General features: G+C 72.7%; 17 protein-coding genes. 7 read left to right on the top strand and 10 right to left on the bottom strand.

Features of this window, described 5'->3' with window-relative positions; all coding sequences use genetic code 11:
- Positions 1 to 27: 27 nt before the first annotated feature.
- Positions 28 to 495 carry an ATP-binding protein gene (locus QRN89_RS26945; protein ID WP_290351966.1) on the bottom strand — a complete coding sequence of 156 codons (468 nt, stop codon included), beginning with the start codon at positions 493 to 495 and terminating at the stop codon, positions 28 to 30.
- A 116-nt stretch (positions 496 to 611) separates the two neighbouring features.
- Here QRN89_RS26945 and QRN89_RS26940 point away from each other — a divergent pair, with 116 nt between their 5' ends.
- Together QRN89_RS26940 and QRN89_RS26935 are read left to right on the top strand one after the other, a co-directional pair.
- On the top strand, positions 612 to 1460 hold the full coding sequence (locus QRN89_RS26940) for a helix-turn-helix domain-containing protein (RefSeq protein ID WP_290351965.1): 849 nt from the start codon (positions 612 to 614) through the stop codon (positions 1458 to 1460).
- The gene (locus QRN89_RS26935; RefSeq protein WP_290351964.1) at positions 1457 to 1705 is read left to right on the top strand and encodes a DUF397 domain-containing protein; all 249 of its coding nucleotides are present in this window, start codon (positions 1457 to 1459) and stop codon (positions 1703 to 1705) included. Before QRN89_RS26940 ends, QRN89_RS26935 begins: the two co-directional genes overlap by 4 nt.
- Before the next feature lie 75 nt (positions 1706 to 1780).
- On the opposite strand, the gene QRN89_RS26930 is transcribed toward QRN89_RS26935, so the two are convergent.
- Entirely contained in the window at positions 1781 to 2698 is a 918-nt protein-coding gene (locus QRN89_RS26930) for an arginase family protein (protein ID WP_290351963.1), read from the bottom strand.
- Between the two features lie 230 nt (positions 2699 to 2928).
- On the bottom strand, positions 2929 to 3756 hold the full coding sequence (locus tag QRN89_RS26925) for an alpha/beta fold hydrolase (protein WP_290351962.1): 828 nt from the start codon (positions 3754 to 3756) through the stop codon (positions 2929 to 2931).
- Positions 3757 to 3870: 114 nt separating this feature from the next.
- Here QRN89_RS26925 and QRN89_RS26920 point away from each other — a divergent pair, with 114 nt between their 5' ends.
- Positions 3871 to 4797, top strand: coding sequence for a helix-turn-helix domain-containing protein (locus QRN89_RS26920; protein ID WP_290351961.1), 927 nt, complete (start codon positions 3871 to 3873; stop codon positions 4795 to 4797).
- A 212-nt stretch (positions 4798 to 5009) separates the two neighbouring features.
- Here the strand turns inward: QRN89_RS26920 and QRN89_RS26915 are convergent, their stop codons facing one another.
- From QRN89_RS26915 to QRN89_RS26890, 6 genes are all read right to left on the bottom strand, one after another.
- Positions 5010 to 5348, bottom strand: coding sequence for an XRE family transcriptional regulator (locus QRN89_RS26915; protein ID WP_290351959.1), 339 nt, complete (start codon positions 5346 to 5348; stop codon positions 5010 to 5012).
- The gene (locus QRN89_RS26910) at positions 5345 to 5707 is read right to left on the bottom strand and encodes a type II toxin-antitoxin system RelE/ParE family toxin (RefSeq protein ID WP_290353872.1); all 363 of its coding nucleotides are present in this window, start codon (positions 5705 to 5707) and stop codon (positions 5345 to 5347) included. Before QRN89_RS26910 ends, QRN89_RS26915 begins: the two co-directional genes overlap by 4 nt.
- Positions 5708 to 5862: 155 nt before the next feature.
- Entirely contained in the window at positions 5863 to 6273 is a 411-nt protein-coding gene (msrB, locus tag QRN89_RS26905; RefSeq protein ID WP_093651895.1) for a peptide-methionine (R)-S-oxide reductase MsrB, read from the bottom strand.
- Positions 6274 to 6309: 36 nt separating this feature from the next.
- Complete coding sequence (murC, locus tag QRN89_RS26900; RefSeq protein ID WP_290351958.1) at positions 6310 to 7704, bottom strand: UDP-N-acetylmuramate--L-alanine ligase; 1395 nt, start codon at positions 7702 to 7704, stop codon at positions 6310 to 6312.
- A 42-nt stretch (positions 7705 to 7746) separates the two neighbouring features.
- Complete coding sequence (locus QRN89_RS26895; RefSeq protein WP_290351957.1) at positions 7747 to 8217, bottom strand: indole-3-glycerol phosphate synthase; 471 nt, start codon at positions 8215 to 8217, stop codon at positions 7747 to 7749.
- Between the two features lie 102 nt (positions 8218 to 8319).
- On the bottom strand, positions 8320 to 9087 hold the full coding sequence (locus QRN89_RS26890) for a pyrimidine reductase family protein (RefSeq protein WP_290351956.1): 768 nt from the start codon (positions 9085 to 9087) through the stop codon (positions 8320 to 8322).
- A gap of 697 nt (positions 9088 to 9784) precedes the next feature.
- Between QRN89_RS26890 and zapE the strand changes: the two genes are divergently transcribed.
- The 4 genes from zapE to QRN89_RS26870 all read left to right on the top strand — a co-directional run bounded on the left by zapE (position 9785) and on the right by QRN89_RS26870 (position 14225).
- Complete coding sequence (zapE, locus tag QRN89_RS26885; RefSeq protein ID WP_390701143.1) at positions 9785 to 10861, top strand: cell division protein ZapE; 1077 nt, start codon at positions 9785 to 9787, stop codon at positions 10859 to 10861.
- 61 nt (positions 10862 to 10922) lie between these two features.
- Positions 10923 to 11348 (top strand): OsmC family protein, encoded by a 426-nt coding sequence (locus tag QRN89_RS26880; RefSeq protein WP_093651891.1) that lies wholly within the window; start codon positions 10923 to 10925, stop codon positions 11346 to 11348.
- 150 nt (positions 11349 to 11498) lie between these two features.
- Positions 11499 to 12935 (top strand): alkaline phosphatase PhoX, encoded by a 1437-nt coding sequence (locus QRN89_RS26875; protein WP_290351953.1) that lies wholly within the window; start codon positions 11499 to 11501, stop codon positions 12933 to 12935.
- 366 nt (positions 12936 to 13301) lie between these two features.
- Positions 13302 to 14225, top strand: a complete 924-nt coding sequence (locus QRN89_RS26870) for a PPK2 family polyphosphate kinase (protein WP_290351952.1) — start codon at positions 13302 to 13304, stop codon at positions 14223 to 14225.
- Between the two features lie 227 nt (positions 14226 to 14452).
- Here the strand turns inward: QRN89_RS26870 and QRN89_RS26865 are convergent, their stop codons facing one another.
- On the bottom strand, positions 14453 to 15565 hold the full coding sequence (locus QRN89_RS26865) for a S1 family peptidase (protein ID WP_435833269.1): 1113 nt from the start codon (positions 15563 to 15565) through the stop codon (positions 14453 to 14455).
- Between the last annotated feature and the right edge of the window lie 161 nt (positions 15566 to 15726).

The raw sequence follows: 15726 nt of genomic DNA, 5'->3' as shown, positions 1-15726 counted from the left end.
GCCCGCGCCGGCGGCCCCTCCGAGCGCTCACCGCGGCAGGTCGAGTTCGGCGCGCACGGTCTTCCCGACCGGTACGCGGTCGAGGACCGACCACCGGTCGGCGAGCGCCGCGACGAGCAGCAGGCCGCGGCCGGTCTCCGTGTCACCCGCCGGGAAGCCGGTCGCTCCGGGCCCGGGCGGGCGGCGCTCGCCCCGCGTGTCCGACACATCGACGGTGAGCGTCCCCGCGTCGAGGGCGAGCCTCAGCTCGAAGTCCCGCCCCGGCACGCGGCCGTGCGTCACCGCGTTCGCCGCCAGTTCGGCGACCAGCACGGCCGCGGTCTCGGACACCTCCGTCCCGTGCGGAACGCCCCAGGAGTGGAGCTGGTGGAGCGCGAGGTGCCGGGCGAGCCGGGCGCCCCGTGGTGTGGAGCTGAAGCGCTGGGTGAACACACGTACGGTAACGGGCGGTTGGGGCGCGGCGGTGGCGGTCGGTGGGGTGGCCGATGCGGTCATGCACCCCAATCTGGCGGCCGGACCAGGGATTTCTCCAGAGGGACGCCGCGTACGCCGGGTCAGCGTACGCGCACTCCCGGTGGACGGTACGCGTCACCATCCGTGACCATGGTCCGATGGCGATGACGGACACCGGCGGAGCCGGTACGAACGCGACGGAGCCGGAGGCCTCGGACAGTCTCAGGACGTTCGGCGCGGTGGTCCAGGCGTTACGCGAGCACGCGGGCCTCAGCCGCGGCGACTTCGCCCCGCTCGTGGGCTACTCCAAGCACACGGTGGCCTCGATCGAACTGGGCCGCCGGATGCCGGACGACGACTTCGTGGAGCGGGCGGAGGCGGCGCTCGGGAACACGGGGGCGCTGCGGCGGGCAGCGCAGCACCTCTCGCGCCGGCCGGGGCTGGCGGCGTGGTTCCGGAGGTGGGCGCGGCTGGAGGCCGTGGCGAGCAGTCTCTGCACGTATGAATGCCGGTTGGTCCCGGGCCTGCTGCAGACGGAGGCGTACGCCCGGACGCTGTTCGTCAACCAGCTCCCGCCGCTGGGGGACGAGCAGATCGAGGCGCAGATGACAGCCCGGCTGGAACGGCAGCGGCTGCTGCGGGAGCGCCCGAACACGGCGTACGGCTTCATCCTCGAAGAGCACCTGCTCCTTCGGCGGACGGGCGGCGCGGCGGTGACCCGCGAGCTGGTCGACCACATCCTCGACCTTGCCGAACAGCGGAACATCGAGCTCCAGATCATGCCGCTGGTGCGGGAGAGCCATGCGGGGCTCGACGGCCCGATGCAGCTGCTGGAAACCCCCGACAACAAGTGGTTCGGCTACTGCGAGGGGCAGGAGAGCGGCCAGTTCATCTCCGACGCGAAAGTGGTCAGCATGCTCCAGATGCGGTATGCCAGGATGCGCTCACAGGCTCTTACCCTAGAAGACTCCCTGAGCCTGTTGCGGCGGATGCGAGGAGTGCTATGAGCGACACGGCGGAACTGGCCTGGTTCAAGCGCAGCTACAGCGGTGGCTCCGGCGACGACTGCGTGGAGGTCGCGCTCTCCTGGCACAAGTCCTCCTACAGCAGCGGCGGTTCAGGCGACTGCGTCGAGGTCGCCGCCTGCCCCACCACCGTCCACGTCCGGGACTCCAAGCACACCCAGGGCCCCCGGCTCGCCCTCTCCCCCACCGCCTGGGCAGCCTTCGTCCCGTACGCCGCCCAGGACTGACTCCTACGGCAACGGGCCGCCCTCCAGCGCCGTGCGGTGCTGCAGGGAGGTGAGGCGCAGCACGAGGCCCCGCGCTCAGGCCCGGGCCTCGCCGCCCGGGCCGTCCGGGCCGCTCAGTGCCGACAGGCCACGGTGCAGGCACTCCGTGAGGCGGGCCGCGATGCCGCCGTCCGGGTCGAGCCGCGGGTTGAAGATCGTGACGTCGAGGCCCGTGGCCTGCTCGTCGGCCAGTGCGGTCCGGAGCACGTTCTCCAGTTCCGACCAGCTCAGTCCGCCGGGCCGGCGGTAGTCGACGGCCGGCATGACCGCGTCGTCCAGGACATCGACGTCCAGGTGGACCCAGTACCCGGCGCTCGCGCCGCCGGTGAGCCGGGCGACCGCGTCGCGGGCCGCCGCATGGGCGCCCACCGCGCGTACGGCGTCGAGGTCCACCGCGTGCAGCCCAGCCGGGAGCGGCTGCATACCGGCCTCCGCGGATTCTGCGGAGTCGCGGAAGCCGAACGCCACGACGTCCTCGTCCCGCACCAGCGGCCCCCGGCCCTCCAGGTCGGTGAGGAGGCGGGGGCCGCGGCCCGTGACGAGAGCGAGGTCCATGGAGGCCGCCTCGCCGAGCGGCTCGGCCGCCGGCTGGTAGAAGTCGGTGTGGCCGTCCAGGAAGAGCAGGCCGTGGCGTCCGCGGCGGCGCAGGGCGAGGAGGTTGCCGAGCAGGATGCTGCAGTCGCCGCCGAGGACGAGCGGGAACGCTCCCCGGTCGAGGACGTCGCCGACCGCGTCGGCGAGCAGGACGGAGTAGCGCGCGATGGCCCCCGGGTTGAGGACCCCGGTGCCGGGGTCGCGCTCGGGATCGTAGGGCGGGGCCTCCAGGCGGCCGCCCCGTACCGCCCCGGGATGGTCGAGGAGCCCGGCGTCGAGGAGGGCCGTGGGCAGGTCCTGCACACCGGACGGCCGCAGGCCGAGCACCGACGGTGCCTCGATGATCGCCACTTCACGCACGCGGGGACTCCCTTTGTGGGCACGACCTCGGGACTCCTGAGGCTTCCAGGACCCCTGAGGTTCACGGGCTCCCGAGCCTCACGGGACGCAGGTCCGCGGGACTCCCGGGCCTCACGGGACCCAGTTCCTCGGGACTCCCGAGGCTCACGGGACTGCCGAGGTTCACGGGGCCGGGACTCGGCCCATCGTGCCGCAGATCGGCCCGCGGGGGCGTCCACCGCACCGTGGCATCAGCCCGTGGGGGCACCGTCACGGACGCCCTCGGCCCTCGCCACCCGGTGCCCCTCCCCCGCGGCGGCGCGCAGCAGGACCGTCACGAGTTCGTCCGGCACGGACAGCATCGGCCAGTGGCCGGTGGCGAGTTCGAAGAATCCCCACCTCGGCTCGACGAGCTGCCGGAAGAGCGGATTGCCCGTCGCCACCAGGGCTTCGACCCCGGCGATGTCCATCGTGCCGCCGACCGTGCAGAAGACGCCCGTCATGGGCAGCGCGTCCACCACGTCCGTGAACCTGACCGGCCGGGTGAGCGTGCCCACCGGCTGAGGTGCGGCGAGGAGCGCCAGCCGGACAAGGGCCTCTTCGGAGACACCCGCGAGGTTCCCCCACTGCCGCCATTCCTCCGGCGTGGGCGCGGGCACGCGCCAGCCGTCCTCGGCCCGGGCGGGCTGGCTCAGCATCCGGTCACGGACCGGCCCTTCCGGCATCTGTTCGCGGACCTGGTCCAGCAGGGAGAGGCCGTCGCGGGGCAGGGGCGCGTCCACGAACACGATCCGGGCCGTGCGCTCGGGGCGCCGGCCGGCGGCACCGAGCACCGGGTAGATGCCGTAGCAGTGACCGACGAGGACGACCTCCGGTTCGTCGACGTGGTCGATGAGCTGCACCAGGTCCTCGACATGGGTGTCCATGTCCGTACCGGGGCCGGCGAGATGGCGGCGGTCGCCCAGGCCCGTCAGGGTCGCCGGGTGCGCCCCGGCTCCCGACTCCCGAAGCGCGGCGGCCACCTCGCGCCAGATCCATCCTCCGGTGTGACCGCCCGACACCAGCACGAACTCCGTCATCAACGCCTCCTCGGCCAGGGCACGTTCAGCACGGCCGGCCCCCGTGGGCCGGCCAGGTCCGGGTACCGTAGGAACTCCCCCTGAGGGAGGTTCAACCCGAGGGAGGCTCACGCCTTGTCGGCTGACGGCACATGGACGATCGGAGAGCTCGCGGAGCGTGCGGGCGTCACCGTCAAGACGGTCCGCTTCTACTCGGACCGCGGCCTGCTGCCCGAGTCGGGCCGCAGCACGGGCGGGCACCGCCGGTACGGCCCCGGAGCGCTGGACCGGCTCCGGCTGATCCGCTCACTGCGCGGGCTCGACCTGCCGGTGCCCGACGTCGGACGGGTCCTGGACCACGAGGACGAGGCGCTCGGCGACGTTCTGGAGAGCGTGATCAGCGACCGGTTGCAGGTGCTGGGATCCCAACTGGCCGCCATGCGCTGGCGGGAGGCGTCACTGCGGCTGCTGCGCGACTGCGGCGCCGGCGAGCGCGCCGAACGTCTCCGGCTGATCGGCGCCGTGACCGTCCCGCCCAGCACCGCCTCGATGGCACGGTTCTGGCGGTACTGGCTGCCGCCGCGGCTGCCCGCCCGGGTGGTCTCGGCGTTCCTCGACCAGGCGGTTCCCCAGCTCCCCGACGACCCGACTCCCGCGCAGGTGTGGGCCTTCGCCCGGATGCACGCGCTGGTGTCCGGGAACTGCTCCGGCTCCGTCCGCCCGCAGCCCGCGGTGCACCGGCCCGAGCGGGGCTACCGTCCCGACGTGCTCTACGACGGTCTCGGCGAGGCGTACGCGCTGGCCTCGGCCGAGCTTCGGGCGGGACGGCCACCGCGGGCGGGCGAGGCCCTCGACAGTTTCGTCTCCGCCTATGCCGTCTCCCGCGGCACCCGGGACACCCCGGACTTCCGCCGGCTCCTCGCCCGGCAACTGGCCGCGGACCCCCGTATCGACCTGTACTGGCAGCTGACGGCCGACCTGACCACCCCACCGGGGAGCCCGCCCGAGCCGAATCCGGGCTCCGCCCACGACTGGCTCTGCGCCGCGCTGGACGCGGTCTGACGCGGTGCACCCGTGACGACCGCGTACCGGCCAGTGGCCATGGGACCCATCGCGACGTGGGACCGGCCGGTGACGACCACGCCTCCGGCCGCCCGGGCCGCACCGCGCCCTCCATCCCCCTCCCGGACGACTCCCTCCCGGACCGACGAAGGGCCCGCAGGCGTCACGCCTCCGGGCCCTCGACACATCGGTCCGCTCCGAGCCAGGAACCGTCAGGCGACCGTGTACTCGGTGTCCCCGAAGTCGGCCACTACGCGGAGTTCGCCCCCGAGCGCCTCCACGTACGAACGCAGGGTCGCAACCTCCGTGCGGTCGGCTTCGCCGTTCTCGATCGCCGATACCCGGGGGGCGGAGACGCCCATCGTCTGCGCCACGTCCTTCTGGGTCAGCGACTGCTCACGCCGGATCTCCGCGAGACGGTACGCGCGGATCTCGGCCGCGAGACGGTTCATGGCCGCCTGCTTGTCCTCCCCCGAGCGCAGAGGCAGCCCTGCGGCTCGGCGGCGTTCATGCGCCCGTCGCTTGGTCTCCTCCCAGCGGACCGCGCTCATGTGTACTCCCTGCTTGTGATTTCTCCCAGATGTGCCTTATACCGCTTCTCGGCAAGCGGAACGCTGGTGTCGTACCAGCTCTGCCAGTTGCCGTTCTTGTCGCCGGCCACCAGAAGAACCGCGCGGCGGACCGGGTCGAACGCGAACAGGATGCGGATTTCGCTCGTCCCCGATGAACCCGGTCGCAGTTCCTTCAAGTGATGCTGTTCAGCTCCCTTGATCCGGTCCACGAGTGGGCGGCTCAGCGTGGGACCGGACATCGACAAGGCGTCGACGGCGTCCTCCACCTGTTCAGCGCTGTCCCAGTCGGCCTCCGCAAGTTCTTCGAACCACGTCGCTACCTCCTCGACGAGGATCACTTCCCATTGACCCGTGGGCCGGAAGTTAATGCAAGCGTTAACCCGCAGGCCCGCGATCGCGCCCTTGGTCACCCGTTCGACGGACGAAGGGCCCGGAGGCGTGACGCCTCCGGGCCCTCGCACACATCGGGTCGCCCCGACGGGTCACGCCGTGATCACGCGTCCTCGGCCGGCTCCAGCCTCAGCGAGATCGAGTTGATGCAGTAGCGCTGGTCCGTGGGCGTCGGGTAGCCCTCGCCCTCGAAGACGTGCCCGAGGTGCGAGCCGCAGCGCGCACATCGGACCTCGGTGCGGACCATGCCGTAGGACCGGTCGTCCAGCAGCTCCACCGCGTCCGAGTCCTTCGGGTCGAAGAAGGACGGCCAGCCGCAGTGCGACTCGAACTTCTCACCGGAGGTGAAGAGCTCCGCGCCGCACGCCCGGCAGGAGTACACCCCCTTGGTCTTGGTGTCCGTGTACTCACCGGTGAAGGCGGGCTCGGTCCCGGCCTGCCGGAGCACTGCGTACTCCGCGGGGCTCAGCTCCGCGCGCCACTGCTCGTCCGGCTTCTCGACGTCGTAGGCCATGATCGGTCTCCTTCACCACGTGGGCCCCGGAGGGCCTCAGTCCGACAGACGGGCCAGGATCCGCGGACCGAGGTCCGTCACATCGCCGGCCCCCATGGTGAGAACCAGATCCCCGGGTGCGGCCATTCCCGCGACCACGTCGGGGACGCTCGCCTTGTCGTGGACGGCCGTCACCCGGGCGCCCGCCGCCTCCGCCGCCTCGGTGATCATCGCGCTGGTGACGCCGGGGATCGGGTCCTCGCGGGCCGGGTAGATGTCGAGGACCACGGAGGCGTCGGCGAGCGTGAGGGCCTGGCCCATCTCGGTGCCGAGCTCCTGGGTGCGGGAGAACAGATGCGGCTGGAAGACGACGAGCAGCCGCCGGTCCCCGGCAGCGGCGCGCATGGCCTCCAGGTCGGCGGTCATCTCGGTGGGGTGGTGCGCGTACGAGTCGATGACCTGGACGCCCTTCGCCTCGCCCTTGAGCTGGAGGCGGCGGCCGACGCCGGTGTAGGCGGTGAGCGCGTGGGCCAGGCCGGCCGGGTCCAGGCCCAGACGGACGCCGGCGGCGAGGGCGGCCGCGGCGTTGTGGGCGTAGTGGCGTCCGGGGACGGAGACGGTGAAGGTGATCTCCCCGGCGTCCGGGAGGGCGACCGTGACCTCGCTGGTCATGCCGTGGGGCGTGATCGAGCGGATCCGGACGTCGGCGCCCTCGTCCTCACCGACGGTGACGACGGTGAGGTCCGGGCGGCCCGAGACCCGGGCGGCCAGCTCGCGGGCTCCGGCGTGCTCGCCGACGACCAGCGTCCCGCCGGCCGGGATCTTGGCGACGAACGCCTCGAAGGACTCGTGGATCTCGTCCATGGAGGCGTAGTTGGCGTGGTGGTCGAGCTCGACGTTGAGGACGATCGCGACGTCCGGGTCGTACTTCTGGAAGCTGCGGTCGCTCTCGTCGGCCTCGGCGACGAAGAGGTCCCCCTCGCCGTGCCGGGCGTTCGTCCCGGGCCCGGCGAGGTCTCCGCCGATGGCGTACGACGGGTCGAGGCCCAGCTCCGTCAGGGCCACGGCCAGCATCGACGTGGTCGTGGTCTTGCCGTGGGTGCCGGCCACGGCGATGGTGCGCGAGGTGCGCATCAGCGCGGCGAGCGCGTCGGAGCGGTGGACGACCGGTACACCGAGCTCGGCGGCACGGGTCAGCTCCGGGTTGTCGGCGCGGATGGCGCTGGAGACGACGACGCAGGACGCGTCGTCCGCGAGGTGCTCGGCGGCGTGCCCGATGTGCACGGTCGCGCCGAGGGCCCGCAGCGACTCGGCGGTCGCCGACTCCTTGGCGTCACTGCCGGCGACCTTGGCGCCCCGCTGGGCGAGGATCTTGGCGATCCCGGACATTCCGGCGCCGCCGATGCCGATGAAGTGCGGCCGTTCCATGGCGTTGGGGATGCCGGATGCCATGCGCGTGTCTCCCAGGGTGCGACGTCGTACGAGAGGCCCAGCCTATTCGCTGTGCGCGAAGAGCTTCAGCACCGGTACGCCGACCTTGTGCCTGGCGCGGGAGGCCCAGTCGCGGTGGAAGAACTCCTCCACGTAGTGCGGCGCGGTCAGGACGATCACCTCGTCGGCACCGGCCTCGTCGACGACGCTCTTCATCTTGTCGAGCGGGTGGTCCTCGACGACCTGGCCGACGGCCTCGGCCCCGGCGGCCCGCAGGGCGTTCAGGGAGTGCACGAGGGCGAGCTCCGCCGGCTGCCGGGCCTTCTCGCCCTCCGGCTCCTCCCCCTCGCGAACGGCTTCCTTGAGCTCGCCCATGGCCACGTCGTCGATGGCGCGCAGGAGCAGGTCTGCCTGGTCGCCGCGCGGCTGCATGAGCACGATGAACGACACGGGCTCGTCCCCGTGCAGCGTCGTGACGAATTCCACGTCGGTCGCCGTGAGGGGCTTCTCGATCATCAATACGCTTGTGAACACGTCAGGAGCCCTTCTGCCGGAACCGTCCTTCCCCGTGTCCGTACGGGGTCTGCGAGTAGTGTGCCCAGCCGGAGCAAACCGGTACATAACCGGCCTGGAATGTCAGGTCCGACGGTATCGGGTGAAGAGGAACCCGGCCTCCTCCAGCAGCGACGCCAGCGCGAAACGCTCCGGCACCGCCCGGTCGGCTCCGTACGCGATCCGCTGGGCGCTGCCGGAGGTGAGCGTGGGCGACACCGTCAGGCACAGCTCGTCCAGTACCCCGGATCCGACGAATTGACCCAGCAGCCTCGGCCCTCCTTCCGTGAGCAGCCGCCGCAGGCCGCGTCCGGCCAGCGCCTCGACGGCCCGGGCCGGGTCGACGCCCGTCCCGTCGCCCGCCACGAGGACCTCGGCGCCCGCCTTCTCCGCGGCGGCGACGCGTGCCGGGGGAGCGGCGGCGCCGGTGAGGACCAGCGTCGGCACCAGGGGGGAGGCGAAGAGGGGCAGGGAGAAGTCGAGGTCGAGGCTCGCGCTGACCACGGCGATGGCGGGGGCGGGGCCCTGACCGGCGGCCGCCCGGCGGTCGGCGAAGGCGTCCCGGGCGCGGGCGGGGCGGTAGCCCTCCTGCCGGACCGTCTGCGCGCCGACGACGACCGCGTCGGCCAGTCCCCTCAGGGTGCCGAAGATCCGCATGTCCGAGTCGGACGACAGCGGCTGCGACTTCCCGTCGTGCTGTGCGGCCCCGTCGAGGGACGAGACCATGTTGGCCCGCAGCCAGGGGCCCTCCGTGGCCGGATAGGCGTAGGCGTCGGCCAGCTCGTCCAGCCCCCACTCGTGGTCGGTCGCGGCGGGATCGTCGGGGTCGGGCAGCGGGAACAGACGTCGCATACCGAGCAGTCTGGCACGCTCCGTGCGGACGCGACCGGCCGCCGTACCGGTCGCGGCGCCCGGCCCGGCTGCACGGACGTGCGCGTACGGGGACGCGGCGCACCCGGTCCGCCCTGACGACACGGTCCGGCCTGAACGACCGGGCCCGCGCGGTACCCGGCACCCCGGTCCGGCCTGAACGACCCGGCCCGCGCGGTACCCGGCCGCGCGGTACGCCTCCTGCGCGGGCGCGGTGCCACGCGGTCCGGCCGCACACGGGTCCCCGCCCGCGTCCGTGGCGCGGCCCGCTCGCCCGCTCTCCTGAGGCACCGTGCACTCCCGCACCGCACCGCCCCGGTGCGCTCGCCGCGCCGTGCCGCGTCGGCCCGCCCGCTCGCCGTGCCGTGCCGTGCCCGCCCGCGTCCGTGGCGCGGCCCGCTCGCCCGCTCTCCTGAGGCACCGTGCACTCCCGTACCGCCCCGCCCCGGTGCGCTCGCCAGCCGCGCCGGCCCGCCCGCTCGCCGTGCCGTGCCGCGTCGGCCCGGCGGCGTCCGGCGGCGCACGCGGCAGGCCCCGCGACGGGACCCTCGCCCCGGGACGCCGCGGGACGCCCCGGGACGCCGCAGTGGCCCGAGCGCGCCCACCGCACGGCGCCCGGGCCCGATGACGGAGGCGCCCGACGTGCGGGGCGGCCGTCCCTGCGGACTCAGTAGAGTGGGTGGTTGTGTCGACCACCCCCATAACCGAAGCCGTCCCGCTCTCGCTGTGCGCCCGTGAGCCCCATGTCCCCGCCGACCGACTGGTCGCGGAGATGGTGCCGCCGCCGCGCTTCGACTCGGTGCGCTTCGAGACGTACGTCCCCGATCCGAACCAGCCCAGCCAGGCCGAGGCGGTCACGGTGCTGAGCTCGTTCGCCGCGGGGCTGGGCGGGGCGCACGCCACCGGCAGCGGCAGGCGCCGCTGGTTCTCCAAGAAGCCCGCCCCGCCCGTCGCACCGCGGGGGGTCTATCTGGACGGGGGCTACGGCGTCGGCAAGACGCACCTCCTCGCCTCCCTCTGGCACGCCACACCCGCCGAGCCGTCACTCAAGGCGTTCGGCACCTTCGTGGAGCTGACGAACCTCGTCGGCGCGCTCGGCTTCCAGCAGACCGTGAAGACCCTGAGCGGCCACCGGCTCCTGTGCATCGACGAGTTCGAGCTGGACGACCCGGGCGACACCGTGCTCGTGTCGACCCTGCTCGGCAAGCTCGTCGAGGCGGGCGTCGCACTCGCGGCGACCTCCAACACCCTGCCCGGCAAGCTCGGCGAGGGCCGCTTCGCCGCCGCGGACTTCCTGCGCGAGATCCAGGGCCTGTCCGCGCACTTCCGGCCGCTGCGGATCGACGGCGAGGACTACCGTCACCGCGGCCTGCCCGAGGCGCCCGCGCCCTTCTCGGACGAGCAGGTCACCCGGGCCGCACACGCCACCGGGGGTGCCTCCCTCGACGCCTTCCCGCAGCTCCTGGAGCATCTCGCTCGGGTGCACCCGAGCCGCTACGGCGCGTTGACGGACGGCGTGCGCGCGGTCTGCCTCACCGACGTACGGCCGGTGCCCGACCAGTCCACGGCGCTGCGGCTCGTCGTGCTCGCCGACCGGCTCTACGACCGGGAGGTGCCCGTCCTGGCGTCCGGGCTCCCCTTCGACCGGCTGTTCAGCGAGGAGATGCTGAACGGCGGGTACCGGAAGAAGTACTTCCGGGCGATCTCCCGGCTGACGGCACTCGCCCGGGACGCCAAGGGCCTCGTCGAACAGTAGGTTCCAGTAGGTTGGGCCCGGTTGGAACCGATTCATTGAATGCTTTGAGAAGGGATCCATCATGGCCACCACGCGCCAGGCCCACACCGTCTGGGACGGCGACCTGCTCTCCGGCTCCGGCGTCGTCACGTTCGACTCCTCCGGCATCGGCGACTTCCCCGTCTCCTGGCCGTCGCGCGCCGAGCAGGCGAACGGCAAGACGAGCCCGGAGGAGCTGATCGCCGGCGCCCACTCCAGCTGCTTCTCCATGGCCCTCTCGCACGGCCTCGCGGGTGCCGGTACGCCGCCCACCCGCCTGGAGACCAAGGCCGACGTCACCTTCCAGCCGGGCGAGGGCATCACGGGCATCCACCTGACCGTCGAGGGCCAGGTTCCCGGTCTCGACCAGGAGGGCTTCCAGGCGGCCGCCGAGGAGGCCAAGAAGAACTGCCCGGTGAGCCAGGCCCTTTCGGGAACGACGATCACGCTGACGGCGAAGCTCGCGTAACACCCCTCGCCGCGCTCGCGCGACGCCTCTCGTTGCTCACGCACCGGCGCGCGTCCCACGGGGCACAGTGACCCGCATGCTTCACGCGTGACCACACGCCTGGTACACACATGCGGGTCACATCTCTGTCCGCCAACAGGGAGTTGCCTCATGACCGCAGAACGCACGCAGGAATCAACCGGGACCGCCGGGGGCGGGGCCGCCGAAGCGCCGGCCCCCTCCGGGGCCTCCTCCGCGACACGGCGTCAGGTCCTCGCCGGTACGGGTGCCGCAGTCGCCGGAATCGCCTTCACCGGCGCCTTCTCCGAGCTGTTCGCGGGGACCGCCGCCGCCCGCGGCCACTCCGGTTACGGCCCCCTCGTCCCCGATCCCCAGGGCCTCCTCGACCTGCCGAAAGGTTTCCGCTATCGGATGCTCTCCCGCGAGGGCGAGCCGCTGCGCTCCGGCGAGGGCCCCGTGCCCAGCAACCACGACGGCATGACCGCCCTGCCCGGACGCCGGGGCAGGGTCCATCTCGTGCGCAACCACGAGAACCGGCACAACGGCCGCATCGGTGTTCCCGTCGTCGACGGCCTCACCTACGACCCGGCGGCCAAGGGCGGCTGCACGGCACTGACCCTCGACGGCCGCGACAACGTCCTGGACGAGCGCGTCGCCATCGCGGGCACCGCCGTCAACTGCGCGGGCGGGCCCACACCGTGGGGCACCTGGCTCACCTGCGAGGAGACCGAGGACAAGGCCGGTACCAACGGCTACACCAAGGACCACGGCTTCATCTTCGAGGTGGACGGCGCCGATCCGCGCCGCAGCGGCGCCGTGCCGCTGACCGCGATGGGCCGCTTCCAGCACGAGGCGATCGCGGTCGATCCGCGCAGCGGGATCGTCTACGAGACGGAGGACGCCTTCGAGAGGCCGTTCGGGCTCTTCTACCGCTTCCTGCCGGACAAACCGCTCGGCGGCACCGGCTCGCTGCGGGCGGGCGGACGGCTGGAGGCGATGCGGGTCCCGGGTCTGCCGGACCTGTCCGCGATCCAGGAGACGGGCGCCCGCTTCGACGGCGTCGAGTGGGTCCCCGTACCCGATCCGCAGGCCGGCCGGACCCCGATCCGGCTGCAGGACTTCGGCCCCAGGGGCATCACCCACGCCCAGAAACTGGAGGGCTGCTACTGGGGCGGTTCGTCCGTCTACTTCGTCTCCAGTTTCGCCCGCAGCGCCGAGGGTTCGGCGGCCGACCACTTCGGACAGGTGTGGCGGTACGAACCGCTGCGACGCAGGCTGACCCTGGTGATCGTCTTCGGGCCGGCGACCGACGTGCAGCTGCCCGGCGAGTCCCCGGACAACATCTGCCTCGCCCCGGACGGCGGGCTCATGGTCGCGGAGGACGGGAACGGGGCCCAGCACGTGTACGGGCTGACCAAGCGGGGCGAGGTGTACGCGATGGCACGCAACCGCCAGAACATCGGCACCCCGGAGGAGCCCGAGTGGGGCGAGTTCGCGGGCGTCACGTTCTCACCGGACGGCGGGACGATGTACGTCAACTGCTACACGCCCGGTACGACGTTCGCGGTGACCGGGCCCTGGCGGTGAGGCCCGGGACCGGGCCCGGGCGCTGAGACCGGGACCGGGGTCTGGCGCTGAGTCCCGGGACCGGGCCCCGGCGCCGAGTCCCGGGTCCGGACCGCGGCCGGCGGCGCGCGACCGCGGTACGACGGCGACGTACGGTCCGAGGGTGCGAGGCGGCGGGCACCCGGATGCCTTCCGGGCGTCCGCCGTACCGCCGGCCCCGGGACCGCCGCCCCGCCCGTTCCAGGGCGGCCGCCGCGCCGCCGGACCGTACGTCGCTCGCGCCGCCCCCGGTTCCGGTGGAGGATCGAAGGGCTGTGCCGGAGAGATACCGGGGCCGGAGAAGCCGAGTGCCGGAGCCGGCCGGAAGAGAGCCCGAGGTGACCAGGGATGACCACGAAGAGCGGCCGCACCGGGCGTCCGGCCGACCCCCTTCCCGACGAGCCCGGCGACCGGTCCCCCGACGCGTACCCCGGCCGGCTCCGTGACGTGCTGTGCGTCCCGGCGGGCGGGCGCGTCGACCTCTCCTCGTACGACCCCGGGGGCATCCCGGCCGGTCCACGGAGCAAGGCCGAGGCCCTGGAGGCGGCCGCGGCGGCGGGGACGCGCCTGGCCGAGCTGCAGGAGCGGCTGTACGCGGCGGCGACGGCGGGCGACCGGCGCCGGCTGCTGCTGATCCTCCAGGGCATGGACACCAGCGGCAAGGGCGGCACCGTCAAACACGTCATCGGCCACTTCAATCCCGCCGGCTGCCGGATCAAGGCGTTCAAGGCCCCCACCGAGGAGGAGCGCGACCACCACTTCCTCTGGCGGATCGCCCGGGAGCTGCCGCGCTCCGGCGACATCGGGATCTTCGACCGCTCGCACTACGAGGACGTCCTGATCGCCCGGGTCCGGGAGCTGGTGCCGCGCGAGGTGATCCGCCGCCGCTACGACGAGATCAACGCCTTCGAGCGGGCGCTCGCGGAGGACGGGCACACCATCGTCAAGGTCTTCCTCCACATCTCCCACGAGGAGCAGCGGCGGCGGCTGCTGGCACGCCTCGAAAACCCGGACAAGCACTGGAAGTTCAACCAGGGTGACATCGAGGAGCGGGCCCTGTGGCCGGCCTACCGGAAGGCGTACGAGCGGATGCTGGAACGCTGCTCGCCCCCCGAGGCGCCCTGGTTCGTCGTGCCCGCCGACCGCAAGTGGTACCGCAACTGGGCGGTCACCCGGCTGCTGCTGGAGCACTTGGAGGAACTCGACCCGCAGTACCCGCAGGGCGACTTCGACCTCGATGCGAGCCGGAAGCTGCTGCAGGAGGACGGCTGAGGACGGCTCATGCCGCCGGCGACGGCGCGGCCCCCGGCATCCGCCGATGCCGAGGGCCGCGCCGCCGTCTCTCCCTCCCCTCGTCCTCTCGCTCTCCCGTCGTGGTCGGATGCCGTGCTCTCCACCGCGACAACCGACCTGCCGGCCGTGCTGTGCCCGGCCGGTCGTACGGTCGCGAGCAGCGGGTCGGCGGCGAGCTGTGCCGGCTCCGGCCCGCCCCGGTCGCGTCAGCCGATCTGTGCGCCGACCGCCTCGAGCGCGGTCGTCACCGGCTGGAAGAAGGTCTCGCCGCCCGAGGTGCAGTCACCGCTGCCGCCGGACGTGAGGCCGATCGCGTTGCCGTCCCGGGTGAACAGCGCGCCGCCGCTGTCGCCCGGCTCGGCGCAGACGTTGGTCTGGATCAGACCGCTGACGGTGCCCTCCGGGTAGTTCACGGTGGCGTTCAGACCGGTGACCTGGCCGCCGTTGAGGCCGGTGGTGCTGCCCATGCGGAACACCTCCTGGCCGACCGCCGCGTCGGCCGCCTGCCGGATCTCCAGGAGCTGCCCGTTGCCCACGTCGACGGCGCTCGGCGCGTCGGTGTTCGGGTCGTCGTACGTCACGAGCGCGAAGTCGCCCTCGCCGGGGAAGACGGACTCCTGGGCGGTGCCGATGGGCTGGCCTCCCTGCTGCTCGGACCACTGGTCGGAGGCGGCGGTGCAGTGGCCCGCCGTGAGGAATCCGGGCTGTCCGTCCTGCGTCGTGACGTTGAAGCCGAGCGAGCAGCGCGAACCGCCGCCGAAGATGGCGTCCCCGCCCTCCAGGAGCGGCTTGAACTCGCCCTTCGACTTCTGGATCCGGGCCACGCCGTCGCCCAGCGACTCGACGGCCGACTCGACGGTGTTCCACCGGTCACCGGTGACGGTGCGGTCGGCGGTGACCAGGATCCGGTTGTTCCTGGGGTCGATGGCCCAGGCCGTGCCCGGGACCGCGGCCTCGCTCGACAGCTCACGGGTCGCGGACTTCAGCGTGGAGAAGCTGTTCTGCACGCTGCGTGCCACCGCACCGGCCCGCTCGACCTCACCGCTCACCTCGTTGTCGTCACCCACGACGTTCACGACGAGCTGCTGCTTCGACGCGTCGTAGTACGCCCCGCCGTAGGAGTCGCCGAGCTGCTTGCCCAGCTGCTGGAGGAGATCCGCGGCGGAGGCGGCGCTCATCTTTCTGGGGGCGGTCCGGTCGTCCTCCGATCCGGACTGCGAAGCGTTGGCATTCGGCAGCAGTACGGCAGCTGCGGCGATGCCCACCGCTCCGGCTCCGGCGAGGATCGCCTTCCGCTTGGGTATACGCCTGTGACTCAACTCTTCGCCTCCTGCGGGGTACGGACTCCGGTCGCCGAAGGGGACCGGGAGGGGGGACGCGTCCGGCCCTTCATACGGACGCCGCACCCGTGTTTGTTCATCGCCCCCGCAAAGAAATCTTCTTGACGCATCGTCAGGAAGCGTGGGGTCATGCGTCACCG

Source organism: Streptomyces sp. HUAS CB01 (assembly GCF_030406905.1).
In the GTDB taxonomy this organism is placed as follows: Bacteria; Actinomycetota; Actinomycetes; order Streptomycetales; family Streptomycetaceae; genus Streptomyces; species Streptomyces chengbuensis.
Note: the sequence above shows the minus strand (reverse complement) of the source record. Positions and strands in the feature narration are given on the sequence as shown.

Bases quoted from the DNA above. Each gene is read 5' to 3' on its own strand.
- QRN89_RS26945 (WP_290351966.1), bottom strand. From the start codon at position 495: ATGACCGCATCGGCCACCCCACCGACCGCCACCGCCGCGCCCCAACCG.
- QRN89_RS26940 (WP_290351965.1), top strand. From the start codon at position 612: ATGGCGATGACGGACACCGGCGGAGCCGGTACGAACGCGACGGAGCCG.
- QRN89_RS26935 (WP_290351964.1), top strand. From the start codon at position 1,457: ATGAGCGACACGGCGGAACTGGCCTGGTTCAAGCGCAGCTACAGCGGT.
- QRN89_RS26925 (WP_290351962.1), bottom strand. From the start codon at position 3,756: ATGACGGAGTTCGTGCTGGTGTCGGGCGGTCACACCGGAGGATGGATC.
- QRN89_RS26915 (WP_290351959.1), bottom strand. From the start codon at position 5,348: ATGAGCGCGGTCCGCTGGGAGGAGACCAAGCGACGGGCGCATGAACGC.
- msrB (WP_093651895.1), bottom strand. From the start codon at position 6,273: ATGGCCTACGACGTCGAGAAGCCGGACGAGCAGTGGCGCGCGGAGCTG.
- murC (WP_290351958.1), bottom strand. From the start codon at position 7,704: ATGGCATCCGGCATCCCCAACGCCATGGAACGGCCGCACTTCATCGGC.
- QRN89_RS26890 (WP_290351956.1), bottom strand. From the start codon at position 9,087: ATGCGACGTCTGTTCCCGCTGCCCGACCCCGACGATCCCGCCGCGACC.
- QRN89_RS26880 (WP_093651891.1), top strand. From the start codon at position 10,923: ATGGCCACCACGCGCCAGGCCCACACCGTCTGGGACGGCGACCTGCTC.
- QRN89_RS26875 (WP_290351953.1), top strand. From the start codon at position 11,499: ATGACCGCAGAACGCACGCAGGAATCAACCGGGACCGCCGGGGGCGGG.
- QRN89_RS26870 (WP_290351952.1), top strand. From the start codon at position 13,302: ATGACCACGAAGAGCGGCCGCACCGGGCGTCCGGCCGACCCCCTTCCC.